Origin of the sequence: Halocatena salina (assembly GCF_023115355.1) — an archaeon.
GTDB lineage: Archaea > Halobacteriota > Halobacteria > Halobacteriales > Haloarculaceae > Halocatena > Halocatena salina.
On the sequence record NZ_CP096019.1, the window covers coordinates 1,422,939 to 1,447,953 of the forward strand.

Genomic DNA, 25,015 nt, shown 5'->3' on the forward strand with positions numbered 1-25,015 from the left:
TACAGACGAGAAAGCGAGGGAGCATCGCGACCGTCCCGGGTGGGGGTCTCCCACGAGGGTCAATCCGACACTATCCACTTTCCGAGCGATGCCACTGCCACCGCCAGCCCAGTTGTGACAGCAGGCAGACCGCTCGGAAAGTGGCTGTCATCGGTAGTAGTTGGGACGGGAACGTAATACGGGTAACGGTCGATGAGACAACGCCGTGGTTTATTTAACGGATCACCCGGAAGAGGCGACAATGGTTACTGTGGGGTTTCTGGGGATCATCGTGGTCGCGTCGGTCGCCAGCCTGTTCATGGCGTGGACGATCGGAGCTGGGTCGAGCGGGTCGACACCCTTTGCCCCGGCAGCAGGGGCAAACGTCATCTCCGTGATGAGAGCTGGATTTCTCGTCGGGATCCTCGGATTCGCGGGGGCGGTATTTCAGGGGGCGAACGTTGCGGGGACGGTCGGTACGGGACTGATCCGGGGGGTAACGCTGTCTCCCGGCGCGATCGCGGTCGGGTTGTTCGTGGCGGCGCTGCTCGTTTCGATCGGGATCTTCACGGGGTATCCGATTCCGACGGGATTTACGGCGACGGGTGCGGTGATCGGCGTCGGATTGGCGATGGGTGGACTCCCCGCGTGGGAGACCTACCGAGAGATCGGAGCCATGTGGGTGCTCGTGCCGTTCGTGGGAAGCGCCATCGCGTACGTGACGGCTCGACTGTTGCGCCACGAACGCATTCCCGAACGCGTGAGCGTGCCGGTGCTCGGGGGGGTGGTTGGAGCGATCATCGCGAACATGTCGTTCGTCTTTTTGGGTGGACGATCGTTCGCCACAGCGGGCACGCACTGGCCAGTGCTGTCGAGGCTGAGTGAGGGAGTCGCCTCGGTGGTGATCACGGTCGGGATCGGCGCGGTCGTCGCCGCGTTGCTCGCGTGGGACATGACCGATGCGGACCGCGGCCTGCGTCATTTCCTGTTGGTGCTCGGAGGACTCGTTGCGTTCTCCGCAGGTGCAAGCCAAGTCGGTCTGGCCGTCGGACCGCTGATTCCGTTGCTCGAGGTGCTTCCGATCACGCTCGTAACGTTGCTCATCGGTGGAGGGATCGGATTGCTCGCCGGCTCGTGGATGGGTGCGCCCAGGATGATCAAAGCGCTCGCGCAGGATTACTCCTCGCTCGGTCCCCGGCGTTCGATCGCCGCACTCGTGCCGTCGTTCGCGCTCGCACAGACCGCGGTGTTGTACGGAATCCCCGTGTCGTTCAACGAGATCATCCTCAGTGCGATCATCGGAAGCGGATTCGCTGCTGGAGGAGCGAGCAGCGTCAGCCAAGCGAAGATGCGCAACACCGTGGTAGCGTGGATAGGGTCGTTAGTGATCGCTATCGCTGGGAGCTATGGTGTCTACATCGTGCTTCAAGCGCTGCTGTGAATGGGTGGTGTTGGTCGCAAGCTCGACACCGCTGTCGAACGTGTTGAACAACACGCCACAGCTCCCACACACGTGGTGGTACGTCGGGTGCCACGTTCGCTTCGTGGGGGTCGATCGCTTACAGACAGGACACGCCGAATCGTCTCCGAATCGATCCATAGTCACCACAACGGGACAAGCCCCGTTGAGCATACGGCATGTATTGTCAAGGCGCTACTGTGTGATCAGCCGTCGTTCGGGAGGCAGGCCTACAACTCGTACAGCGCACCGTATTTCCGCTCGGCGTAGTCGAGGAAGTAGTCAGCGGTGAGCGGTTCACCGGTCGCGTGTTCGATGAGATCGGGCGTGGTGTAGCGCTGGCCGTGTTGATGCACGTTGTCAGTGAGCCACTCCTGGAGCGCGCTGAACTCGCCGTTTTGGATCTGCTCGTCTAGGGCTTCGATCTCCTGAGTGGCTGTGGCGTACAGCTGCGCTGCAAGCACGCTTCCCAGCGAATACGTCGGGAAATAACCGAAGCTGCCGTGCGTCCAATGAATGTCCTGAAGACAGCCAGCGCTGTCAGTGTCGGGTCGAACGCCTAGATACTCCTCCATCTTCTCGTTCCACACGTGCGGCACCTCCTCGACGTCGATCTCTCCGTGGATGAGTTGCTGTTCGATCTCAAACCGGAGCACGATGTGGAGATGGTACGTCAACTCGTCCGCCTCGACGCGGATCAGATTGTCAGGATACACTTGGTTCGCGGCTTCATAGGCTGCACGCGGAGAAACACCGCTCGTTTCGGGGAACCGTTCCGTGACGGCTGGGAGGAACTGCTCCCAGAAGGAACGCGAGCGCCCGACGTGATTCTCCCACAGCCGCGATTGGGACTCGTGAACCGAAAGGTTACGGTTCTGTCCGAGCGGCGTGCCGTACTGTTCGCGGGGGAGTCCGAGCGTGTACATCGCGTGGCCGAACTCGTGGATGGTCGAGGTGAGTGCGTCGATCGGGTCGTCCTCGGTGAATCGCGTCGTCACTCGCGCGTCGAACTGTGATCCAGTAGAGAACGGATGGGGTGCGGTGTCGAGCCGTCCGTGCTCCCATGGATAGCCGAGGCGATCCAGCGCCGACCGACAGAGCGCCTCCTGTTCGTCGGCGGGGTACGTCCCCGAGAAGGCGTCCGTTTCGAGTGCAACATCGCTCTGTTCGATCGACTCGATGAGATCGACAAGGCGATTTCGCAGCCGTTCGAGAACGCGCTCTGCGGTGTCCAACCCGAGATACGGCTCGTACTCCGCGAACAGCACGGCGTAGGGATCCGCGTCCGGATCGATCTGTTCGGCGTACTCCCGCTTAAGATCGACGAGCTTCGAGAGCGTCGGTGCGAACGCCTCGAAATCGTCGTTCTCTTTGGCTTCTTTCCACACCGGAAGCGCCGAACTCGTGGTGTGGGCGATCTCCTCGACCAGTTCGCTCGGAACCCGGTCGGCGCGTTCGTACTGGCGTCTGATCTCCCTGACGACTGCCGATTGCTCGTCGGTCAGCGACGACGATTCCAACGCCGAGAGATACGTTTCGGTCTCCTCGCTGGTGAGCAACTCGTGGTGGAGCGTCGAAAGCGTCGAAACCTGCTGGGAGCGGGCGGGCGTTCCTCCCTCAGGCATCATCACCTGCTGATCCCAGTTGAGGATATGAACCGCGTGTTCGACGTTCGAGAAGCGTTTGACATGGTCGATGAACTCGTCGTAGGACTGGGCTGCCATACCGATGACAGGACATCCGGGGCTATCAATCCCCACCCTCAATCTGCGAGAGGAGATCCCGATAGAGCCGATAGCAGCGTTCGAGTACCGGCAGGGAAACGCTTTCGTCGTCGGTGTGGGCCTCGCCGGGTTCGGCTGCGCCACAGACGACGCACGTCGTCCCGGCTTGGGCGAGCCACCCGGCGTCAGTCGCGTGGGGCTTCGTTACCAGCGCCGGGGTACCCGTTTGAGCTTCGGTGGCGGCATCGAGCACGGCCTGAGCGAACGCGTCGTCGTCACACGCCATCGGCGGGAGATCCTGCTCGACATCCCACTCGACGCCGTCGATCTCCGTCACGCGTCCGATATCGGCGCGCTCGCCGGGCACAGTCCGCTCGTCGACGGTGATCGTACAGGAGTCGGGAACGACGTTCCACGCGCTGCCGCCCTCGATCTCCGCCACACAGAGGCGGCCACGCAGATCGTGCCCGAGCACTCCGCTCTCGGGCGGTGACAGCTCCTGTAGCACATCGATGGCGTCTGCCGCCCGGTACACCGCGTTCGTCCCGCTCTCGGGTTCGCTCGCGTGGGCCGCCGCTCCGTGGGCGTGAATCGTGCTCGCTCGACGCCCCTTGTGGGCGATTGCCACGTCGGTCACGCCGGTGGCGGAGTAGCCGGTCGATCCTTCGACGACGACGGCGTAGTCGGGAGCAAAGCCCGCATCGATGGCGCGTCGAGCACCCACTCCACCCCGTTCTTCCCCCCGGAAACTGGCGATGGTGCATGGACTGTCCGCGTCTCGGAACGCACACAACGCGGCCGCAAGCGACCCTTTCATGTCAGCGCTGCCGCGACCGTACAACCGATCGCCGCGTTCGGAAACCACATACGCACCGTCGTCGGTCTGTTCGTCGGCGGGCGGGACCACGTCGTGGTGACCGACAAGTGCACACCGACCGCCACCGTCGCGCCGGGCGATCACACCGGCCTCGGTCCGTTCGACGACGGCATCCGTCTCCGACTGGAGCCATTCCGTGATGGCACTCTCCGCCGCCGTCGGATCGTCGTGGCTCGGAATGGAAACGAGCTGTCGAGCCAACCCACGAACGGTCATCGAACACTCACCCCAGACGTGCGTGCAGTCAACAGGAACGAACAGTTCATGTCGACACCAACAGTCGACAGCACAATAGTGTCTCCCTCGGCTTAGAAAGTATAGAATATACGGCTCGTGAGAAAACGTGTGGACACCCTTATAGCGCCGCGGGGCCGTAGCGAAACTATGAATGTCGTTCCGGACACGAGCGTGGTCATCGATGGCCGCCTGTCCGAGCGTGTTAGCCCGGAGTCCCCCGACGAAACCGAGGACGACGTCGACTTAACTGGCGTCCACATCTACGTTCCAGAGGCGGTCGTCGGTGAATTAGAATCGCAAGCAAACGCCGGTCGATCGGTCGGCTGGCGTGGTATCGAGGAACTACAGCGGCTCGTAGAACTGGAAAATGAGGGCTATCTCGAGATCACCTACGTCGGCCGACGAGCGACGCCCGAAGAGATCGAACGTGCCGAGCAAGGAGAGATCGACGCGGTCATCCGTGACATGGCCACCGAACACGACGCGACGCTGGTCACGAGTGATCTCGTCCAAAGCGAGGTGGCGAAAGCCAAAGACATCGATACGCTCTATCTCGAGCCGTACGAGACGACGATCGGAACGCTCGCCATCGAATCGTATTTCGATTCGGAGACGCTCAGCGTCCATCTGAAATCCGGCGTCCGACCGATGGCAAAGCGTGGCGACGTGACGGAAGTGTCCTACGGACCGGTCGACGAGACGGAACTCGACGACGAGGCGCTGCGCGAGCACGCCAACGAGATCCGAAACGCCGCCCAAAGCTCCGAAGACGGTTTCATCGAGCTTTCGGAACCGGGAATGACCATCGTGCAGTTTCGAAACTACCGGATCGCGATGGCCCAACCACCCTTTTCCGATGGGCTGGAGATCACGGCGGTTCGTCCGCTCGTCAAAACGGAGATCGACGACTACAGCTACGACGAGGAGATGAAAGAGCGACTGCTCGACAGCCAGCGCGGCGTGTTGATCGCCGGCTCGCCCGGCGCGGGCAAATCGACCTTGGCCCAAGCAGTTGCCGAGTTCCTTTCCGGAAGCGATTACTCGGTGAAAACGATGGAAAAGCCACGGGATCTACAGGTCGGTCCCGAGATCACCCAGTACACCGAACTCGGGGGCCGAATGGATGCGACGGCGGATTCGCTGTTGATGGTCCGTCCCGACTACACCATCTACGACGAGGTCAGAAAGACCAGTGACTTCGAAACGTTCGCCGATATGCGGCTGGCGGGCGTCGGAATGGTCGGTGTCGTTCACGCGACCCGAGCGATCGATGCGCTCCAACGGCTCGTCGGTCGGGTCGAACTCGGATTGATTCCTCAAGTCGTCGATACGGTCGCGTACGTCGAGTCCGGCGACATAGCGACGATGTACGACGTCTCCACGCAGGTCAAAGTGCCCGAAGGGCTGATGGAAGAGGATCTCGCCCGTCCCGTTATTGTCGTCCGCGATCACGAAACCGGACGCCCCGTTTACGAGATGTACACGTTCAATCGACAGGTCGTCACGGTACCGATCGAGGAGGGCGAAAGCCGGGAATCAGGAGTCGGCCAGCTCGCCAAACAGGAGATCGAGCGCGAGATTCGGTCCGTTGCCCGGGGTCACGTCCAAGTCGAACTCCAAGGGGAAAACCGCGCCATCGTCTACGTCGAGGACGACGACATCTCTGCTGTCATCGGTAAAGGCGGAGGGCGCATCTCACAGATCGAAAACCGCCTCGGAATCGACATCGACGTGCGGTCGTTCGAGGAGCGACCCAGCCAAGACGCAGGGAGTGGTGGGACACAACGGACCGGCGACATCGTCATCCCCGAGATCACCGCCCGCCACATCGTCATCCCGCTCGAAGAGTACGCCGGGGAGACAGTCGAAGTCAACGCCGACGGGGAATATCTGTTCACTGCGACGGTGAGCCGTGGCGGTGAAGTGCAGGTCTCACGCGGCAGCGCCATCGCAGAAGAACTCGAACGCGCCATCGACGATCGGCGTGAGATCACCGTGTCGTCTTCATAACGACCTCGAAAACGAACGAGAGATTCTGCACGGTTCACATCGAGGATTCGTAGGAAGAGGGCGGTTGTCCGGCTTCTTCGATCACGCTGTCTTCGAGTTCGATCGGACAGTCCACGCGCAGCGCGATGGCGATACCGTCGCTTGGCCGGGCATCGAACGTTCGCGTTCGTCGTTCACCATCACGGTACTGTTCGGTGTGTATTTTCGCGTAGAACGTCTGTCCAGCGAGATCGTCGATACAGATGTTGTCGATGGCGGCACCGAACTCCGTCACCATCTCGACGAGAAGATCCTGGGTCAGCGGTCGGTCGAACGACTCACCGTTGAGAGCGAGCTGTATCGATCGCGCCTGATCCGGGCTGATGTAGATCGGAACGATCTGCTCGTTTGCATCGAGTAACACCACGGGGACCTCCTGACCCTCGTCGGACATGCTCACACCGACCCCATGAACGGTGGCGGTCTGTACCATACCATACATTCAGCAAGGAACTATGAAAAGCTAACCCGATATCCGCCCGGTAAGACGGTTTGGATGAGTGACCACCGATCGCCGGAACTGTTTTAATATTTGTTAACAATAATCACAGTATGGGCGTGTACATGTCGTTGGTCACGGTGAACGAAGCCCGCATCCAGAACGTTCAGTCGCTGGCGACGGTCTGGGGTGACCTCCGTAACGAGATCAACGACCACGGTGGTCATCTGCTCGAATCGTACGCGATCCTCGGCGAGTACGATTTTCTGGTGTTGTTCGAGGCAGAAGATCGCAATCACGCGTTTCGGATTTCGCTCATCATCGAGCGCCGGGGACTAGATATGCAGACGATGGAGATCGTCCCGACCGACGAGTTCGGGCAGCTCGTTGAGGACATTTAGGCGGTGAGCCGCGACAGCCGCATCGCGTTACCGGTGACGAGCAGCGTCATTCCGACGTCTCCGAGGAGAATGACGAGGTAGACGGGGATGAACAGCACGGGGATGAGCACCGCGAGCACCGCTTTCACGGCGAGGCTCGCGTAAACGTTCTGTTTGATGACGCTACTGCCGCGGTCGGCGAGCGCCGCGAGATACGGCAGCCGTTCGATGTCGTCACCGAGCAACGCGATGTCGGCGGTTTCGATGGCGGTGTCGGAGCCGGCTGCCCCCATTGCGATACCTACATCGGCCGTCGCAAGCGCGGGCGCGTCGTTGATCCCATCGCCGATCATTGCGACACTGTCGGTAGCGCCGAGCGCTTCGACCGCGTCGACTTTCTCCTCGGGGAGCAGCCCCGCGCGGTAGTCGTCGACGCCGATCGTTTCGGCCACGGCGCGCGCGGTGCCCTCGTTGTCGCCGGTGAGCATGATGGTTCGGAGTCCGCGTTCGGAAAGCGTCTGGACGGTTTCGGCAGCACCGGGACGGACGGTGTCCGCGACAGCGAGGAGTCCCTCCAGTTCGCCATCACTGGTCTGTCCGTCTACCGTAGATTGCTCGGCTGTACCGACGAGAACGACTGTTTTTCCGTCCGATTGGAGATGTGCAACGATATCCTCGATGGCGACCCCTCCAGCCCGTTCGTCCTGAAGTTGCTCGGGGAGCGCGTCGGCATCGATGGCTCGAATGCGTTCGAGATCGAAGCCGAGATCCTCGAACAGCGTCGGTGCGCCCGCATAATGGGTATGGCCGCCGATATCGGCGCGGACACCCCGCCCCGTGAGCGTTTCGAACGCTGCGATTCCCTCACCATGATCGGTGCCGGCGGGTTCGGTCGCAGCGTGCGCCGTGATAGCGGTGGCGATCGGGTGTTCGCTGCGCCGTTCGACCCCTCGTGCACAGCGAAGCACGTCCGACTCCGTGTGTCCGTTGAAGGGCACCACGTCCGTCACCTCCAGTTCGCCTTCCGTGAGCGTCCCCGTCTTGTCGAACGCGACCACATCGACGTCACCCATCGCTTCGAGATGATCGCCACCTTTCACGAGCACACCGTTGTTCGCCGCGCTCGTCAACCCCGAGACGACCGTCACGGGCGTGCTGATCACGAATGCACACGGACAGGCGATCACCAGCAGTTCGATCCCCCGAACGAGCCATGGCACCGTTGCGTGTCCGAACACCAGCGGGGGCACCGCACTGACCAGCAGCGCCGCGATAACCACGACTGGGGTGTAATAGCCCGCAAACCGTTCGATGAACTGCTCGTGGTCAGTTTGGCGCTCCTGTGCGCTCTCGACCAGATCGATGACGCGCGTGATCGTCGAGTCCTCGCTCGTCGCCGTCGTTTCGAATTCGAGATAGCCGTTGGTGTTCACCGTCCCCGCGTACACGGTGTCGCCGTCGGTTTTGTCGACGGGAACGCTTTCGCCCGTGACGGGCGATTGATCGACAGCGCTTTCTCCCGCCACGACCACACCGTCTAGTGGAATCTTCTCGCCCGGCTCGACGATCACCGTCTCGCCCACATCGACCGCTTCGACAGGAACCTCGGTCGGCTCGTCTGGACCGGCAGCTCGATCAGTACGATCGACGACTGCGGTTTCCGGCGACAGTTCGAGCAGCTCGGCCAACGAGTTGCGCGCTCGGTCGACGGAGTGGCGTTCGAGCAGCTCCGCGACGTTGAAGAGCACTGCCAACGACGCCGCCTCGATGTACAGCTCACGAGGTGTAAGCACCGTGATGAGCAGTGCACCGAGGATAGCAGTGCTCATCAGGAGATCCATATCCAACGACACCGTCCGAAGCGATCGGTAGCCGCCAGACAGGATGACCTCACCACCGACCGCGACCGACCCGAGAAACAGCACGTCAGAGACGGAAAACGACTGTCCAGCAACGGCTACCAACGTCGTGTCGAACGCTGGAACGACGAACCCGATGAGCGCGATCGCAGCGAGCACGGCACTGATGCCGGTTTTGATTGCTCGAGAGCTGCGCCAAACAGGCTCACTCCGAAGATCTTGGCTAGTATCGTTGACAGTGTACCCTGCGCGCTCGATCGCGCTAACGGCCGACTCCGGCGACGGTGATCCGTCGAAAGTAACAGAGACCTGCCCGGTTGTCGGACGGAGTTCGTACTCCGCTACCGACGGCACGTCGTCGAGTGCGGACCCGACCGTTTGGGCACACGATGGACAGTCCATGTCCGGCACGTGAAACTGCCCTACGCCATCCGCCTCGTTTTCCATCTCGCTGGAGGAGGCGCTGTCATCCATCGCTCCATCAGTCATTATCTACTGAAAATCGACGTAGAGTTATTAATTCACCTGTTATGAACCCCGGTTTTAGAAATAATCCCTATTAATGTGTAGGGCATAGATTAATAATATGCTGTGAGCGGGGTGTTTTTGTCCGTCCTCGTCAGATCAACAGTATGGATGACAACGAGCGAGGGATCTCGGGGAAACGAGCGTTGCTCGCCATCGTTCCGTTTTTGGCGTTAGGGCTCATGTGCGTCGTCTTTCTGTTACAGTGGGGACTGAACCTACTGTGGGCGATCATGATCCTCCCTCCCATCTTGTTCATGTCGGTGCTCGGGTGGCTCGCGTTCCGTGGCGGGTTCATGGAGGACCGGACAGGATCACATACGGTACAGAACGGCGACACCCCCGACGGGGAGTAAAAAGGTGAGTGACCTGTCCGCACCGCTCAGCGACCGCTTCCGCGACCGTCGACTCTGTTATTCTCAACCGTCAGCGTGGACGACTGGAGCTTTGTCCACAATACGAGCTACGTCGGGGTAACAGGCCCGTAGTCCATCGAGATCCCCACGCTGTCGATAGTGATAGTACCCCGCCAGCGTTGCGACCAACGCGGCAGGCGCACTCTTCGCCTCGGACTGTTCGGTTACCTCGGCAGGCTCTCGATCGTTTTCGGGTGTGAACACCGACTGGGCGACGGTCCCATCGCGCTGCTCGTGGTAGCGCACCCGACCACCGTTCTCGAACCAGCCAGCGACGACCAGCTCCTCTGCCGCGTTGTAGCGCGTGACGTTCGTAATGCCGGGCAGATCGTCGTAGTCCATTTGTGACCGACCAAGCCCGGCCGTCGCTAGTATCTCCTCGATCTGCGTCGCATGGGGACAGCCCGTACTCCGACAGGGCCTGCACCAGACGCCTTGCCCTACATCCACGACGTAGTACAGCTCCGCTTTCGAGATCGTCGATCGATCATCGACCGTTGAGAGGTTTACCGACTCGCCCAGCCGATTCCAGAACTGAAACACCGGTAGCGTCATCTTCTTCCCCCCGCGAACGAAGTGAGCGGCCTTTTTTCGCCCACGTTTTTTGCGTGAGGGTGGCGCAGCCACCCGAGCGGAAAAAAGGTGGCTGGTCACGTTTCTGATACGATTCGACACCGTTACATGTCTCTGCTTCGTTCCCAGTCATGGGTTTCTCTGTCGTGAGAACCCTGCGTCGGGTGCCTTCCTCACCCGGCGCGTTCATATACGAACGCACACGCCCCGCGGCGCACGCAAGCGTTCTCATCTATCGTTCCCTGCTCTATCACACATAAAGGTACTGATGTAATGAATAATGTCGTGTCACACGGACAACTCGTTCGTCAGTAGGTGCTCTTAGGATGACACTGAGGCACCGACAGTAGGTGTTACCAGTACGTCATTAACTCATATTATTTATCAGTCCGCCAGTTGAGCTTGTGCAACACCGAGGGGTCACTTCCACGAGCACATCGTTCACGATCGCGGAGCGGTCGCGGAGGCGGAGCGGGGACGGTCGCGGAGGCGGGAGATGCAGGTGTAGTCACCGCGAGCTTCGCTCGCGGCCTTTTTTAGTCCAGGTTTTTTGCGTGAGCGGTGGCCGGAGGCCACCCGAACGCAAAAAAAGTGGCTAGAACTCAACAGCCGTTTTGATGGTGTGATCGTCGTCGGAGAAGGCCCGTTCGAAGGTATCGACGCCGACCACGTCGGTCACGAGGTCGTCGAGGAGCCACTCCGGAAGCGAATCAAGCGTTTCGACGGCGCGCTCGAAGTGTGGCCGACCGGAGTTGACGGTTCCGACGAGCGCCTTGTTGTGTAACACGAGTTCCTCGTGGAGGGTTCCACCGTCGATCTCGAACTGATGGGAACCGGGAACGCCAACGAGCGCGCCCACACCGTTGGGTGCGAGGGCCTCGACGGTCTCGAAGGCGTGGGGCGCGTGGCCCGTTGCCTCAAACACCAGATCCATCGGCTCATACGCGGCTGAAACGCGGCTGAGGGGCGTGTCGCGGGAGTCGACGTACGTCGCGCCGAGCGACTCGATAATGTCGATCGTCGGGTCGGGCCGGTCCCGTCGACCGAGGCAGTACGTGCGATCGAACCCCCTCCGGTCTAACATAGCAAGCGTCAACAGTCCGAGCGAGCCGTTACCCAACACGAGCGCGCTCTCGGGAGTCCACTCGAACGCAGCCCGCGAGGCGATCGCGTGTTCGAGGGCCTTCTCCGCGATGCTCACCGGCTCGATCAAAAACCCGTACTGCGCCACCGATTCCGGAACCGAGACGAGATACTCCGGCTGACTCGTGAAATACTCACACAGATACCCGTGTGCGCCGACGATACCCCGTTCGTGATACTGCCCTGCCGGTGCCATGTCCGGCTCGTCGCGCTGGAAATATTCGTTTTCGGTCCCCGGTGGGCGTCGAACCATCGGTACGACCACCTCACCCTCTGTGAACGCAGTCCCGTTCGCATCCTCGATCACGCCAACCGCTTCGTGTCCCAACACGAGATAGTCATCGTCGTCGGGTGAGACACCGTGCTCACCGGCAATGACCTCGTGATCCGTTCCGTCGATCCCGACGCGTGACACGCGTACGAGCACCTCACCCGACGCCGGCGTCGGCCGCGGAACGTCGATCAACTCGGGATCATCCCCGTCGTCGTACACTGCAATGGCATCCATCTGTCCGTCCACCTTGAAAATACTTATTCTATTTCGAGTTAAAGCTTTGTGTGAAGACGGGAGGGCTTACATGCCTTCCCAGAGAGGGAACACACGATGTCAGCACACGCACCGACGCCCGGAGCGAACGACCCACTCTCGCTTCAGGGTGTCATTCCACCGACGATAACGGCGTTTTCCGCGGACGAATCGGTCGACCTTGAAACGACAGCTGCGCACGCTCGATTCGTCGTCGATCGTGGCGTACACGGCGTCTTTCCGCTCGGTACCAACGGGGAGTTCACCCTGTTGACGCCCGAAGAACGCACGCGGGTGATCGAAGCAGTCGCCACCGAGATCGATGGAGAGGTCCCAGTGATCGCGGGGGTTGGTGCACCGAGCACGTACGAGACTATCGATCACGTAAAACGAGCTGCAAACGCGGGTGCAGACGGGCTGGTCGTCGTCACGCCTTACTACTATCCGATCGACGACGACGGAGCCGTCGAACATTACCGACGGGTGGCACAGTCGACGTCACTGCCGGTGTACGTCTACCACATTCCGAGCAAAACTGGAAACGCCCTATCGCGGGAGACACTCGTCGAGATCGCCAAACTCGATGGGATCGCAGGCTTGAAAGATTCAAGCAAAGACGTACCGTTGCTCGGTCAAGTCGTCGCCGACGCGCCGAATGCGAGCTTCTTCGCCGGATCGGATTCCCTGCTCGTTCCGGGGCTTGATCTGGGCTGTTGCGGTCTCGTCAGCGCCGTGGCGAACGCCTTCCCGGAACTCGTCGTCGAGTTGTACGACGCCTACGACGACGGTGATGAGGAGCGAGCGCAGGCGATCCAAAAAACCGTGTACGAAGTTCGGCGGGCGTTCAAACGCGGACCGTATCTCGCTGGCGTCAAAAGCGCGCTCTCGCTTCGCGGTTTCGACAGCGGCCCGCTGCGTAGCCCGCTCCACCGGATGAGCGACGACGAGGAGACGGCACTGGCCGAGGAGCTAGAGCGGCTAGAACTCCTGAACCGCTAATCATTTACTACGGTACGAGTGAACGGGGAATATGGGTCGTAAGTACGACGCGCTCCGAGATCCAAATGCGGAGTATACGATGCGGGATCTGTCGGCGGAAACGATGGGCGTAACGCGTTCGCGCGGTGGATCGCGCGACGTGGAGATAACCGACGTGCAGACAGCGATGGTCGACGGCAATTTCCCGTGGACGCTCGTGCGTGTTTACACCGATGCGGGGATCGTTGGGACGGGCGAAGCGTACTGGGGAGCGGGCGTCCCCGAGCTGATCGAGCGAATGAAACCGTTTCTGATCGGTGAGAATCCGTTGGACATCGACCGACTGTACGAGCATCTGGTTCAGAAGATGTCCGGCGAAGGATCGATCGCCGGCGTGACAGTGACGGCGATCTCCGGTATCGAGATTGCGCTCCATGATCTCGCCGGTAAAGTGGTAGACCTGCCCGCTTACCAGCTATTGGGCGGGAAATACCGAGACGCGGTTCGAGTGTACTGTGACTGTCACGCAGGAGATGAATCCGAGCCGGAGTCCTGTGCCCAAGAAGCAGAACGCGTAGTCGAAGAGCTAGGGTACGACGCATTGAAGTTCGATCTCGACGTTCCGAGTGGCAACGAAAAAGACCGCGCCAATCGGCATCTCAGCGATCCAGAAATCGAGCATAAAGCCGAGATCGTTCGGACGGTCACCGAACGTGTGGGTGACCGAGCGGACGTTGCCTTCGATTGTCACTGGTCGTTTTCGGCAGGAAGCGCCAAGCGGCTTGCGCGCGCCATCGAGGACTGTGACGTGTGGTGGCTCGAAGATCCGGTCCCACCCGAGAACCACGACGTCCAACGAACCGTGACACAGGACACGACAGTTCCGATCACTGCTGGAGAAAACGTCTACCGAAAGCACGGACAACGCCGGCTCATTGAAGAGCAGGCAGTCGACATCCTCGCGCCGGACCTCCCTAAGGTCGGTGGAATGCGGGAAACGCGGAAGATCGCGGATCTGGCCGACACGTACTACGTCCCGATCGCCCTGCACAACGTCGCCTCACCGGTTGCGACGATGGCCGCTGCACACGTCGGCACGGCCATCCCGAACGCACTCGCCATCGAGTACCACTCGTATGAACTCCCGTGGTGGTCGGAGATGGTCGAGGAAACTGTGATCGAGAACGGTGAGATCGAACTCAACGAACGGCCCGGTCTCGGCGTGACGCTCGATCTCGACGTTGTTGAGGACCATCTCGTCGAAGGCGAAACGATGTTCGACGAGGAATAACTTCGAGTCATACAGACACTACTCAGACACTTATCGAATCACATCGTTTCTCAATCGGAGACGGCAGCCGTATCAGGCCGGAAGGAATTTGTATTATTCGAAGTAAGTAGACGTATGGATTATCGACCACTGTGCATCGAGCGACGATCTCGGTTGGCGTGGTGGGGTTTCACACTCTTACTAGGCGCGATTCTCGCCCACATCATCCTCACCTATCTCGGTGCGTTCGTACTCGGGGTGTTCATCTACTACGCAACTCGACCGATCTACGAGCAGTTCGCCGATCGGATCCCATACCCAAACATCGGGGTAACGATCGCACTGCTGACGATCTCGCTACCGGTGCTCGTGTTGGTCGGCTACACCATCGCAGTTGCGATCAGTCAGTTCGTCGGGGTTGCGCCGGATATCGGACCGTACCGTGACCTGTTGTCACCGTATCTCAATTTCCCACCGGTACACTCACCACAAGACGTGATCACTCTCATCGCTAACAACCCCCAACGGCTCAAGGAGATCGTTTCGATCGGAACGATCGATCAGCTTCTCGGATCGGTCGGGATGTATCTCGAAATGATCGCTTCCGGACTGTTCAAGGCGTTCATCGCGCTTGCCGTCGCGTTTTATCTCCTTCGGGACGACCACAAGCTCGCCGGATGGGTTCAATCCGCACTCGGACGAAACGACGATACGTTGATCGCATACGGTCGGGCCGTCGATCAGGATCTGAAGATCGTCTTTTTCGGTAACATCCTGAACGCGTTCGTAGTCGCCGTGACGGCGCTGTTCGCGTACAACGCGCTCAACCTCATCGCCCCATCCGGTGGAGCGATCCCCTCCCCGACGCTACTCGGCCTGTTAACCGGTGCGGCGAGTTTGATCCCCGTGATCGGCATGAAAATCGTCTACGTCCCCGTCGCAGTATACCTCGGCGTCGTTGCGGGGGCGACCGAACTCCGACTCCTGTGGTTTCCGGTCGTGTTCTTGCTTGTCTCGGTGCTTCTCCTCGATGGACTCACGGAGCTGATACTCCGACCGTACATCTCCGGGCGAAACCTCCACGTCGGACTGGTGTTGTTCGCCTACATCCTCGGCCCACTCATGTTCGGCTGGTACGGGCTGTTTTTCGGTCCGCTCATTCTCGTGTTGATCGTTCATCTCGCCCGAATCGTGCTACCAGAACTCATCCACGGGGAACCGCTCTCTCCGTCTGCCGTCGGAAGAGATCCCATTCCCAACCCAGAACAACCGGACCCGACGACAGACGACCAGCCCGAATCCGAGGAGGAATCCACGGACACCGATCAGACGCCCGATTCATCCGACGAATCCGACGACTGATATCCATCCCGAATGAGACACGGCTCAGTCCGTCGCAAAATGACGGTGTACTGGTCGGGACCGACCTCCTGCTCGTCACCGTACTGAGGATTTTGAGGTACCACGCCGCTGTAGAGTGCGTCCATCACCGATCCCGGATCGGAGGGTTGTGCCACGTAGTTATCCGGCCGTGGACCGAATTCAGCGACGATCTCGTAGTTCGGGTCGTTCGAGAGCAACGCGCGAACGTACTGTTTTCGCGCTGGATCGTTCCGTAGAAACGTTTCAGAGTTGAGATAAAATAAGTCCCGATAGCCCAGTTGGATGTACGTCGGACACCGGCTTTCTCTGGCGTTAAGGGGGTGATTTGCAGCGATAGGATGGTGGATCGTCATGCCGTGCGGGACGGCCACGTCCTGCATATCGAGGCGGTACGTTTCCATCGTCGCGTTCTCCGGTGCGTTCTGTTCTACCCACGCTGTCGCCTCGTCTCTGGGCTGGGTAGCGTACCCGAGATCACCGACGACACCGTACGCACCGCCAGTCACGAGGAGAACGGCGATTACGGGGCGAGCGAGCCTCGGAGACCGATCGGACAGACAAGAGAGCATCGCTCCGATCAGGACCGCCAGCAGCGGAAACGTCGGGAGCAGGTGATGAACGCGGAGATCGTGCCACGAGGAGAACAACAGGAGATACGCACCGAGTCCGAACAGTACGAGGATGGTGGCGTTAGATTGTATCGATCGCCCGCGCAGACGGAAGACGCCAGCCGCGACACTGCCGACACCGGCAAGGAACAACGGCACGCCGAGACCGTTGAGATAGTTCCGAAGATACCACCACCAGATCGGCGCGTCCGGTCCGTAGTAGCGCTGTGGCCCCACTGACGCCCCGTGAAGCAGCCGGTTGATGAGCGGATCGACGCCCGAAACGAGTACAGTCGGGAAGCCAGCGATCACCGTCACCGCTCCCAACGCCGCGCCGCTCACAAGCAGCCCCAGCCGTGCGAGCACGCTCCAGTCGTTCACGTGACGCGCCCGAAGAACGTACGCGATACCGAGAATGGGAACGACCGGTGCAGCCGTGAACTTGAACGCGAGAGCGACTCCACCGGACACACAGCCGGCCAGAAACGACACAGCGTCACCGCGTTCCACGTATCGGAGCGCGAGATAGAGCGCGAGCAACACGAAAAACAGCGCAGGCATGTCTTCGCCGCCCTCGTGAGCGACGACGAGAAAGCCGTACGTGATCGTCAACACTGTCGCCGACAGGTGACCAGCCCGTCGATCGGAGAGCACCGTTCCGATCCGGTAGGTGAGATACACCGATCCGACCGCTAAAGCGACCGATGTCAGCCGAACGACGGCCAACACTAACGTCCAAAACCATTCGGGGGTCCCGTTCCAGACCCGCCAGAAACCGAACGTCGGATCGGGGTATTCGAACGCCGTGATCGTGTCGGGACCACCGACGAGTATCGCCACCACCACGACCGGTAGGAGAACGACAGCGTACAGATAAAACGTCGCCCCGAACGGAGCCCGACCCCACCTGATACCATCCTGAAGCGACTCGATACCGGGATCGCTGAGAAACGTGCCGTACGCCACCAACACGTCAAAGATCCGATCGCGTTCGTCCCGAGTAGCGAAGTTCGGAACGCGGTGCCAAAACCAGAATCCGGCTAAAACCACTGCCACCCCCAAAATGTATGGGAGATACGGATCCGACTGAATATCATCGACAACCCGACGTTTCGCGCGGATCAACAGCTCACGGAGCGACTGTAGCATACGTCTGTATCGACCACAGATTGAAACGTGACGAGCAGACGTATCAATCATCGGTATTCTGTCCGCACCGAGTTCGATTCATCGTTTGAGATACAGGCAATGCGTTTCGTTTCGAGCAATATTTGTTAGTGGACGGCAGTGTGTTTCGTGTGCTACTCCCATGCCGACAGTGACGCTCTCTGACGTTCGTGCAGCCCGCAAACGGTGTCGTGATGAGTCGGTCGTTCGTGAGACGCCCCTCGACCGGAGCCGTTCGTTGAGCGAGCAGTCCGGGGCGGATGTCCATCTGAAGATGGAACATCTCCAACGGACGGGATCGTTCAAAACGCGCGGCGCGTACAACAAGCTCGTACAGATCGCCGACAGTTACGACGGAGTGGTCGCGGCGAGCGCCGGCAATCACGCCCAAGGTGTCGCACTGGCAGCGACGACGGTCGGACTGGATTCCACGATCGTGATGCCCGAAAACGCGCCCCAGACGAAGATCAACGCCACACGAGGATACGGGGCAGAAGTGGCGCTCGAAGGTCGGGATTTCCAGGCAGCACTGGAACACGCTCAGACCCTCACCGAGGAAGCCGATGCGGCGTTCATCCACGCCTACGACGATCCGGCTATCGTCGCTGGCCAAGGAACGCTCGGGCTGGAGATCCACGAGGCGCTTGCAACGGTCGACACTGTCATCGTGCCGATCGGTGGGGGTGGACTGATCGGAGGGGTCGCAACGGCACTGAAGACGCTCGATCCGGACATCCGTGTCGTCGGTGTCCAAGCCGAGGAAGCGGCCACCGTTCCTGAGAGTCTCGATAAGGGAATACCGGTCGACATCGACCATCCTCAAACGATCGCCGACGGGATCGCAACCGGTGGGGTATCAGAACTGACGCTGTCGCTCATCAAGGCCCACGTCGATGAGATCGTGCTCGTCGATGACGAACAGATCGCAAACGCCACGCTCATCCTCCTCGAACGGACCAAGCAGCTCGTCGAAGGGGCCGCAGCGGCCTCGGTAGCAGCGCTGCTCTCGGACGATCTCGACGTGGCCGATGAGACCGTCGTTCCGGTGCTGGGCGGGGGCAACATCGACATCTCCCTGCTCCAGACGGTGCTCACCCACGCGCTGACCGACCGGTCACAGCTCCTCCGGTTTCGCGTGCGGATCGACGACCAGCCGGGGAAGATGGGGGAGCTGTCCTCGGTCATCGGAAACCTCGGTGCGAACATCAGATCCGTGCGCCACGACCGGGCGGTCGACGATCTCCACGTGGGAGAGGCGTATCTCGTGTTCCAGATCACCACCAACGGCACTGGACACGCGCAAAACATCATCGAGGCCATCGAAGACCGAGGCTATCCGGTCGAACGTATGGCGTGAGCGGTGATCGACCATCGCGGTTTCGAGAGGTTGGCCATGATAGTTATCAGGCTGTCACTCCCACGTACAAACGCCCTGTACGCCCCGGACGATCCCCTTGGTCCCGAACGGCTGGCCCGTCTGCATGGTCAATGCACACCGGATCAGTCACACCGTGGGCGCGCCCGAGCCGATCTCCGGACCTGTGCAGGGTATTTATCTCTCGAAACACCACGCTCGTCCGCAGACAACGGGGGACGGATCGAAAACGGAACGATCAGTGTTGTACGTTCGTCTCGAACTGTCGTCTGACTTTCTCCACTTTCGGCTGTGCGTGCGCCTGACAGTAGGCGTCGGTGGGATTCTTCTCGAAATAGTCCTGATGGTACTCTTCAGCCGGCCAGAACTGTTCGAGTGGTTCCAGTTCGGTCACTACGTCGTCGTCGTACTCGGCGTCGAGCGCATCGATGTACGCCGACGCCGTCGTCCGCTGTTGTTCGTCGTGATACAGTACGATCGATCGATACTGGGTGCCGACATCCGGTCCCTGCCGGTTGCGCTGGGTCGGATCGTGCGTCCGAAAGAACGCCTCAAGCAGCTCGTCATACGACCGTACGCTCGGATCGTATTCGACCTGTACGACCTCGGCGTGGCCAGTCTCGCCGGAACAGACTGCCTCGTAGGTGGGATCGTCCACGTGTCCGCCGGCGTAACCCGACGTGACCGACTCGACGCCGTCAAGGACTTTCATCGCGGCCTCAGTACACCAAAAACAGCCGCCACCGAACGTTGCATCGTCGGTCATACTTCACGTACGGCACCGAACGGTATGTATGTGGCGCGCGGGTGTCACTCACGCAACTGTCGCAGTTGTGCGTCCGTCAGATCGATCTCCGCAGCGGCAACGTTCTCTTCGAGATGATCGACGCTCGCAGTGCCGGGGATCGGAAGGATCACCGGCGAATGATGGAGTAACCACGCGAGCGCGATCTGTTGTGGTGTCGCGTCGTGTTCATCGGCCACCGTTCGGAGCGCGTCGGCGTTCTCGCCGATCGATCCAGCGTCCATGGGTGCCCACGGAATGAATCCGATGTCCGCCTCCTCACAGGCTTCGAGTACGTCTTCGTCGTCGCGCGTCGTAACGTTGTACTTGTTTTGGACGGTTGCGATCTCCGTGATGTCTCTCGCTCGGTCGATCTGTTCGACAGTGACGTTGCTCAATCCGAGATGGTCGATCACGCCGTCATCGCGTAGTTCAGCGAGTGCCGTGATCGAATCCTCAAAAGGTACCTCCGGATCCGGTCGGTGGTACTGATACAGGTCGATCGTCTCGACGCCGAGACGGTCACGGCTACACAACACCGCGTTTCGGAGGTAGTCCGGATCACCACAGGGACGCCAGTCGCCGTCTCGGTTCCGGAGGAGACCGCCCTTCGTGGCGATCACAAGCTCCTCGGGGAAGGGATGGAGCGTCTCGCGGATGAGCCGCTCACTCACGCCCGGCCCATACGAATCAGCCGTATCGATGAGGTCGATGCCGAGATCGATCGCGCGCCGAAGCACCGCCTTGGCGGCGTTTTCGTCCGTTGGCGGCCCGATGATCGCCTCCCCGGTGAGTCGCATCGCACCGAAACCGAGCCGGTTGACAGTCAGTTCCCCACCGATGTCGAACGTCGTTGGAGTGGTATCAGCCATACCCTGAACAACGACGGACTCGAAGTAAGAGGTTGTGACGTCGAATCGAACGACAGGTTCACCGCCACTCGTTGAGTCGCGCTCGGATTTCGTATCCCGTGACCGATCCGTTGGCCCCGGTCGTGATCCGTCGCAACCGCTCTCGTCGGCTCCCGAGTTGGGCGACGTCCTCGGCGGTGAGACGCTCCCCTCGGTAGCGGTTGTAGCTGCCGATCCACGCGGGCTGATCGACGTCGCTCTCGTCGGTGACGTGTTCATAATCGAGTGCTACGATGGATCCCGACCGCGAAACGCCGATCTGTCCCGCTCCATCGAGTCCGAGTCCTAATCCAGCGTCGTCGAGTCGTTTCTCGAACGTCGAAACGCGGCGTTCGTACTCCTCCTGTTGGCGCGTCTGGGAGTGATCCACTGCTCTCTCCGGGTAATCATAACCGATCGTTTCGACCTCCTCCATCACGAGCCACCGATAGTCTTCGGCGTGATCGATAACGGGCGCGAACAGCCCCGATACACCCCGTTCTTCGGCCTGTTCCCAGATCATCGCTTCGACCCAGTTTCCCATCTCCGTGCGAGGAGTGTCGGGGTTCACGTCGAATTCGATCTTGAGGACGTAGTCGTGAGGTCCACGAACGATCGGCTCACCGTCCAACCGAGCCGGCAGCCGCCCAGCAACCCGGTTGCCCGAGCCGACGCTCCATCCGAACCCGTGGAGCGCCGTGAGCTGCTTCCACTCCGCGTACGGACTGTCGTCCGTGGTGTACAGCTCCTCGGTGAGGCGATCGCACAGTGCTCGTCCACGATCCGTGAGCAGCGAGTCCGATTCCGACGATGGCACTGTCATCGGTCTGAGTCCCGTACACGTCCTGTTGACCATTCATCGTATCAATGAATCGGTTTACGAGCGGTAACAGCTCCGGGTCCAACAGAGCCGTCGCGGTCATTGTCGTTGGATTCAACAGTATCCCGTCGATTTCCCGATGCGGCTTGGAGAGTTCATCGAGGGCCTTGAACGCATCACATGGCGGGTGTTGACAACGAATACCACCAGATTCCTCCGGATTGGCTGCGAGTCGCTCGGCAGAAGGCTTATACCACCACCATTCCTATCGTTAGGTACGGTCATCGGGATAGTATTTACAGTAAACGAACTATCACGTGATCGGATCAAGGGGATCCACTATGAGCGTTATCAACCGGATCAGTGATGCTTTTTTTGACAAAGAGCACGATCAGGGTCCCTACGCCTGTCAGAGCTGCGATCGTCGGTTTTCACTTCAATACCAGGTTTGTCCCGAGTGTGGGGGCTACGCGATCGAACGCGTCGATTGGTCGGAGCATATTCAAAATAAATGATCGCTTCCCGCCGGTTCGATCCTATCGTCCGGTCGGGTATCGGATTCGGCCATGAGCGGTGGAAACGATTATGACGATTGCTGTGGTATAGGAAAACATGGTGGAGGAACCCATGCTGAAAGGGATGCCGCGATGTCTCAACTGCGGCTTTGAAGCCCCACACGATGGTGGAGAATGGAACTCCGCCCAGGTACCCCCACTCGGTGATCTCATGCGCTGCCCCGAATGTGGTAGCACCAACATTCTCGGGCGCTGGTGATCGCCGGAAGAGCGTTATCGATCCGTAGGCACAGCTGTTATACTCGTTCTCGCAGGCCCCAAACACCGTGAGACCGTGAGTTCAATCGCCGTTTGCTGCCGTAATCCTACGACAGCGTCTTCAATTGCCTTGGATGCGGGGCGCGAGCACGAAGGTGACAGACCCGTCTCCGGCAGCGATATCGAAATGGAGATTGACAGGGAACTCCTCGCCGAGCTCGACGCTCACTTCGGCGTCGTTCGGGATCGCCTTGTTCATCTCTTTGAGGTAATCGAGGCTGAACAACGAGTGGGCGTCCCCGGCAGAGAGCATGATGAGTTCATCACGGTCGAGTTCGAAATGCACGTCGTCAGTGTCGCCTTCCGCATCGACATAGAAGTACTCCTCATCGGCGTCAACGCCGAGCGCGATGTGGTCGGACACCATATCGGCGGCTGTTACCGCCCGGTCGATGTCCCGTCCTTCGATGCCGATCGTAGCAGACAGATCGAGGTCTGGAAGATCTGGCTCCTGTCGGATGGAGTCGGGATCGATGAGCGCCAGCGTGTACTCCAGTCCATCGATCTGGATGTGAAGCTTTCGCGTCGTCTCATCGAGTTCCAAGTGGATCAGATCATCCGCGTTGGCCATGCCAGCGATGTCCTCGAGTCGGGTGAGGTTGACCCCGATCGTCTCTCCATCCGTCTCGTAGGATTCGAACGCACTCGTATCGAGCCGGAGGTTTACCATCCCAGCGTTGGCGGGATCGACCGCCCGAATGGTAGCGCCCTCCTCGTCGAGTCGGATCTTACACTCATCAACCAACACGCTCACCGAGTCGAGTGCTGCCAACAGCGTCCCCGAACTCACGATAGCCGTGAACATGGATGGCGATTCTCCTCGACGGGTTAAAAAACGATTCATTCATCCAATTCAGGGTGGCTGACCGACGTCCCGACAGTCAACGATCCACCTCACCCGGGGGCTACCCAGACCAGTCCACGTTAGGAAGAGATCGTTTCGAGTACACTGCGCTCCTCGGCTCGGTCGGGACCTCGTTCGACCGTCTGTACAGTGGAGACAACGTGATCGACAGTGGTTGTGACCGTCTCTGGAATCGGTGTCGCCTCCCAGCCGATCGATTCGAGTTTGTGAGTGTCGAGAACGTGAGGGTAGTCGCGATACAGCGGGAAATCAGAGGGATCGAGGGGGGTAGTGGCGAGTTCGCGCTCGCTCATTTCGATCGGTTCTGCGCTCGTCCCGAGCGCGTCAGCGATCAGTTCGATCCACTCCGTGAGCACAGGGAGCGTGTGGGTTCCAACGTTGTACGCGGTACCAGCATCGCCGCGTTCGGCGATCGTTCTGATGGCGCTGGCCACATCGCCTACGTACACGAGATGACGCAGTGCGCTGTGGGGAACGATGATGCGGTCGTACGCATGGACCCGATCGATCCAGTACGCAAAGCGGTCGGTGTAGTCGTGTGGACCGTACACGATCGGCGGCCGGACGCTCATCGCACGGACGCCCCGGTCGCCAGCGGCAAAGACGGCCCGATCCCCGTCTGCCTTCCGCGGACCGTACGTTTCCCAGGAGTCGTCAGTCGCCTGTTCGGGGCTGCACGCACACAAAGGGGTTTCTTCTTCCCGTTTTGGGATCACTTCCGTTCCGTAGGCCGCGCCGCTGGAAACGTACACGTACGCGTCGGTGTCGGCGAAGATCTCCGTCGCGGACTGAACGTTTGCGGGATGATAGGCCACACAGTCGGCAACGACATCGGGATCGATCTGTCTGCGTGCGCGGTCGAGCGCGTCGTCGTCCATCCGATCGCCGGTGACGTGAACGACGTCATCCCGAGCAAACGAACTGTCGTGGCGTCCCCGGTTGAAGATCGCAACATCGTATCCGTGGTTCCGAAACTCACGGACAGTGTGCCGACCGATGAATCGCGTCCCACCGATGATGAGGGCTGTGTCCATGTTCTCCGTATTACCGCCCATCCAATGGATGTACTGGTGTGCGGTACACATTTCTTTGATCACTACTGACTACGACCATGGCCGACGATCCAGCGTCACACACCCCTGGGAAAGGAAAAACACCGACGGCACAGCCGATCGAAGCCGGGAGTCCCGAGGCGTTCGGGTTCGTTCAAGCGTGGTGGGGAGATGGAAAAGGCAAAACGACTGCCGCGCTCGGGATGGGACTGCGCGCCGTCGGCCACGGCTACCGAGTTCACCTTCTCCAGTTCATGAAAGGCGGCGCGTCCAGCGTCGAGTCCGTTCGTGGCGAGTACAACGCTATCGCAACACTGCCGGGGTTTAGCTACGAAAACCTCGGCCATTACGGCTGGCACGCGCTGAACGACGGTACCGATGACCACGATCACGAGAAAAAGGCCATCGCTGGCTACGAACGCGCAACGCAGCTGATCGAGGCGATCCACGAAGCCAACCTCACCGAACCGCTCGAACTCGACGCTCCACCGGAACAGGGCGTCCACATGCTCGTGCTCGACGAACTGCTGTACGCCACAGAACGAGGGCTCATCCCGCCAACAGACGTAGTAGATCTCATCGAAACCAAACCCGACGATCTCGAGCTCGTGCTCACCGGTGGCCACGAGCGACCCGAGTTCCTCGAAGCCCACGCGGACCTGATCACCCACGTCGATAAAGACATCCACCCATTTGATTCAGGACAAAGATCCAGACAAGGAACTGAATACTAATAAATAAATTTGTATAATACAGTCCCAAATTTATATACTACACATAACGATTGGATAGAAAACGAAACAT

At 60.0% G+C, this 25,015-nt stretch carries 22 protein-coding genes; 10 read left to right on the forward strand and 12 right to left on the reverse strand.

The features are described 5' to 3' along the window. Nucleotides 1–241 precede the first annotated feature (241 nt). Entirely contained in the window at nt 242–1,420 is a 1,179-nt protein-coding gene (locus MW046_RS07315; RefSeq protein WP_247992478.1) for an inorganic phosphate transporter, read from the forward strand. A 248-nt stretch (nt 1,421–1,668) separates the two neighbouring features. On the opposite strand, the gene MW046_RS07320 is transcribed toward MW046_RS07315, so the two are convergent. Continuing rightward, nucleotides 1,669–3,162, reverse strand: coding sequence for a carboxypeptidase M32 (locus MW046_RS07320; protein WP_247992479.1), 1,494 nt, complete (start codon nt 3,160–3,162; stop codon nt 1,669–1,671). Nucleotides 3,163–3,187: 25 nt separating this feature from the next. Next, entirely contained in the window at nt 3,188–4,255 is a 1,068-nt protein-coding gene (locus tag MW046_RS07325; RefSeq protein ID WP_247992480.1) for a M20 family metallopeptidase, read from the reverse strand. A gap of 168 nt (nt 4,256–4,423) precedes the next feature. Here MW046_RS07325 and MW046_RS07330 point away from each other — a divergent pair, with 168 nt between their 5' ends. Next, nucleotides 4,424–6,286 (forward strand): PINc/VapC family ATPase, encoded by a 1,863-nt coding sequence (locus MW046_RS07330; protein WP_247992481.1) that lies wholly within the window; start codon nt 4,424–4,426, stop codon nt 6,284–6,286. A gap of 34 nt (nt 6,287–6,320) precedes the next feature. Here MW046_RS07330 and MW046_RS07335 read toward each other — a convergent pair whose 3' ends face one another. Continuing rightward, on the reverse strand, nt 6,321–6,758 hold the full coding sequence (locus MW046_RS07335; RefSeq protein ID WP_247992482.1) for a bifunctional nuclease family protein: 438 nt from the start codon (nt 6,756–6,758) through the stop codon (nt 6,321–6,323). Nucleotides 6,759–6,877: 119 nt separating this feature from the next. Between MW046_RS07335 and MW046_RS07340 the strand changes: the two genes are divergently transcribed. Then, nucleotides 6,878–7,165 (forward strand): GYD domain-containing protein, encoded by a 288-nt coding sequence (locus tag MW046_RS07340; protein WP_247992483.1) that lies wholly within the window; start codon nt 6,878–6,880, stop codon nt 7,163–7,165. Here the strand turns inward: MW046_RS07340 and MW046_RS07345 are convergent. Continuing rightward, nucleotides 7,162–9,492, reverse strand: coding sequence for a heavy metal translocating P-type ATPase (locus MW046_RS07345; protein WP_247992484.1), 2,331 nt, complete (start codon nt 9,490–9,492; stop codon nt 7,162–7,164). The genes MW046_RS07340 and MW046_RS07345 overlap by 4 nt on opposite strands. A gap of 143 nt (nt 9,493–9,635) precedes the next feature. Between MW046_RS07345 and MW046_RS07350 the strand changes: the two genes are divergently transcribed. Further along, nucleotides 9,636–9,884 carry a DUF8142 family protein gene (locus tag MW046_RS07350; protein ID WP_247992485.1) on the forward strand — a complete coding sequence of 83 codons (249 nt, stop codon included), beginning with the start codon at nt 9,636–9,638 and terminating at the stop codon, nt 9,882–9,884. Nucleotides 9,885–9,947: 63 nt separating this feature from the next. On the opposite strand, the gene MW046_RS07355 is transcribed toward MW046_RS07350, so the two are convergent. After that, nucleotides 9,948–10,598 carry a hypothetical protein gene (locus tag MW046_RS07355; protein ID WP_247992486.1) on the reverse strand — a complete coding sequence of 217 codons (651 nt, stop codon included), beginning with the start codon at nt 10,596–10,598 and terminating at the stop codon, nt 9,948–9,950. A gap of 514 nt (nt 10,599–11,112) precedes the next feature. Beyond that, complete coding sequence (locus MW046_RS07360) at nt 11,113–12,168, reverse strand: glucose 1-dehydrogenase (RefSeq protein WP_247994740.1); 1,056 nt, start codon at nt 12,166–12,168, stop codon at nt 11,113–11,115. 96 nt (nt 12,169–12,264) lie between these two features. On the opposite strand from MW046_RS07360, the gene MW046_RS07365 reads away from it, so the two are divergent. The 3 genes from MW046_RS07365 (at nt 12,265) to MW046_RS07375 (ending at nt 15,796) form a co-directional block, all read left to right on the forward strand. Continuing rightward, nucleotides 12,265–13,185 carry a dihydrodipicolinate synthase family protein gene (locus MW046_RS07365; RefSeq protein WP_247992487.1) on the forward strand — a complete coding sequence of 307 codons (921 nt, stop codon included), beginning with the start codon at nt 12,265–12,267 and terminating at the stop codon, nt 13,183–13,185. Between the two features lie 31 nt (nt 13,186–13,216). Further along, entirely contained in the window at nt 13,217–14,455 is a 1,239-nt protein-coding gene (locus tag MW046_RS07370) for a mandelate racemase/muconate lactonizing enzyme family protein (RefSeq protein WP_247992488.1), read from the forward strand. Nucleotides 14,456–14,569: 114 nt separating this feature from the next. Continuing rightward, nucleotides 14,570–15,796: an AI-2E family transporter gene (locus MW046_RS07375; RefSeq protein WP_247992489.1), complete on the forward strand. Its 1,227-nt coding sequence runs from the start codon at nt 14,570–14,572 to the stop codon at nt 15,794–15,796. On the opposite strand, the gene MW046_RS07380 is transcribed toward MW046_RS07375, so the two are convergent. After that, on the reverse strand, nt 15,760–17,574 hold the full coding sequence (locus MW046_RS07380) for an ArnT family glycosyltransferase (protein WP_247992490.1): 1,815 nt from the start codon (nt 17,572–17,574) through the stop codon (nt 15,760–15,762). The two genes, MW046_RS07375 and MW046_RS07380, sit on opposite strands and share 37 nt — an antisense overlap. 160 nt (nt 17,575–17,734) lie before the next feature. Between MW046_RS07380 and ilvA the strand changes: the two genes are divergently transcribed. Continuing rightward, nucleotides 17,735–18,949: a threonine ammonia-lyase gene (gene ilvA, locus MW046_RS07385; RefSeq protein WP_247992491.1), complete on the forward strand. Its 1,215-nt coding sequence runs from the start codon at nt 17,735–17,737 to the stop codon at nt 18,947–18,949. A 256-nt stretch (nt 18,950–19,205) separates the two neighbouring features. On the opposite strand, the gene msrA is transcribed toward ilvA, so the two are convergent. Genes msrA through MW046_RS07400 form a run of 3 tightly spaced genes read right to left on the reverse strand, consistent with a single transcriptional unit; the run spans nt 19,206 to nt 21,464 of the window. Next, nucleotides 19,206–19,733, reverse strand: coding sequence for a peptide-methionine (S)-S-oxide reductase MsrA (gene msrA, locus MW046_RS07390; protein WP_247992492.1), 528 nt, complete (start codon nt 19,731–19,733; stop codon nt 19,206–19,208). A 44-nt stretch (nt 19,734–19,777) separates the two neighbouring features. Beyond that, complete coding sequence (locus MW046_RS07395) at nt 19,778–20,623, reverse strand: aldo/keto reductase (RefSeq protein WP_247992493.1); 846 nt, start codon at nt 20,621–20,623, stop codon at nt 19,778–19,780. A 58-nt stretch (nt 20,624–20,681) separates the two neighbouring features. After that, entirely contained in the window at nt 20,682–21,464 is a 783-nt protein-coding gene (locus MW046_RS07400; RefSeq protein WP_247992494.1) for a cupin domain-containing protein, read from the reverse strand. A 609-nt stretch (nt 21,465–22,073) separates the two neighbouring features. Here MW046_RS07400 and MW046_RS07405 point away from each other — a divergent pair. Next, complete coding sequence (locus tag MW046_RS07405) at nt 22,074–22,235, forward strand: hypothetical protein (RefSeq protein ID WP_247992495.1); 162 nt, start codon at nt 22,074–22,076, stop codon at nt 22,233–22,235. A gap of 120 nt (nt 22,236–22,355) precedes the next feature. On the opposite strand, the gene MW046_RS07410 is transcribed toward MW046_RS07405, so the two are convergent. After that, nucleotides 22,356–23,099, reverse strand: a complete 744-nt coding sequence (locus tag MW046_RS07410) for a DNA polymerase sliding clamp (protein WP_247992496.1) — start codon at nt 23,097–23,099, stop codon at nt 22,356–22,358. A gap of 119 nt (nt 23,100–23,218) precedes the next feature. Next, nucleotides 23,219–24,193 (reverse strand): NAD-dependent epimerase/dehydratase family protein, encoded by a 975-nt coding sequence (locus MW046_RS07415; protein WP_247994741.1) that lies wholly within the window; start codon nt 24,191–24,193, stop codon nt 23,219–23,221. 77 nt (nt 24,194–24,270) lie between these two features. Between MW046_RS07415 and MW046_RS07420 the strand changes: the two genes are divergently transcribed. Next, on the forward strand, nt 24,271–24,945 hold the full coding sequence (locus tag MW046_RS07420) for a cob(I)yrinic acid a,c-diamide adenosyltransferase (RefSeq protein ID WP_247992497.1): 675 nt from the start codon (nt 24,271–24,273) through the stop codon (nt 24,943–24,945). Nucleotides 24,946–25,015: the final 70 nt, after the last annotated feature.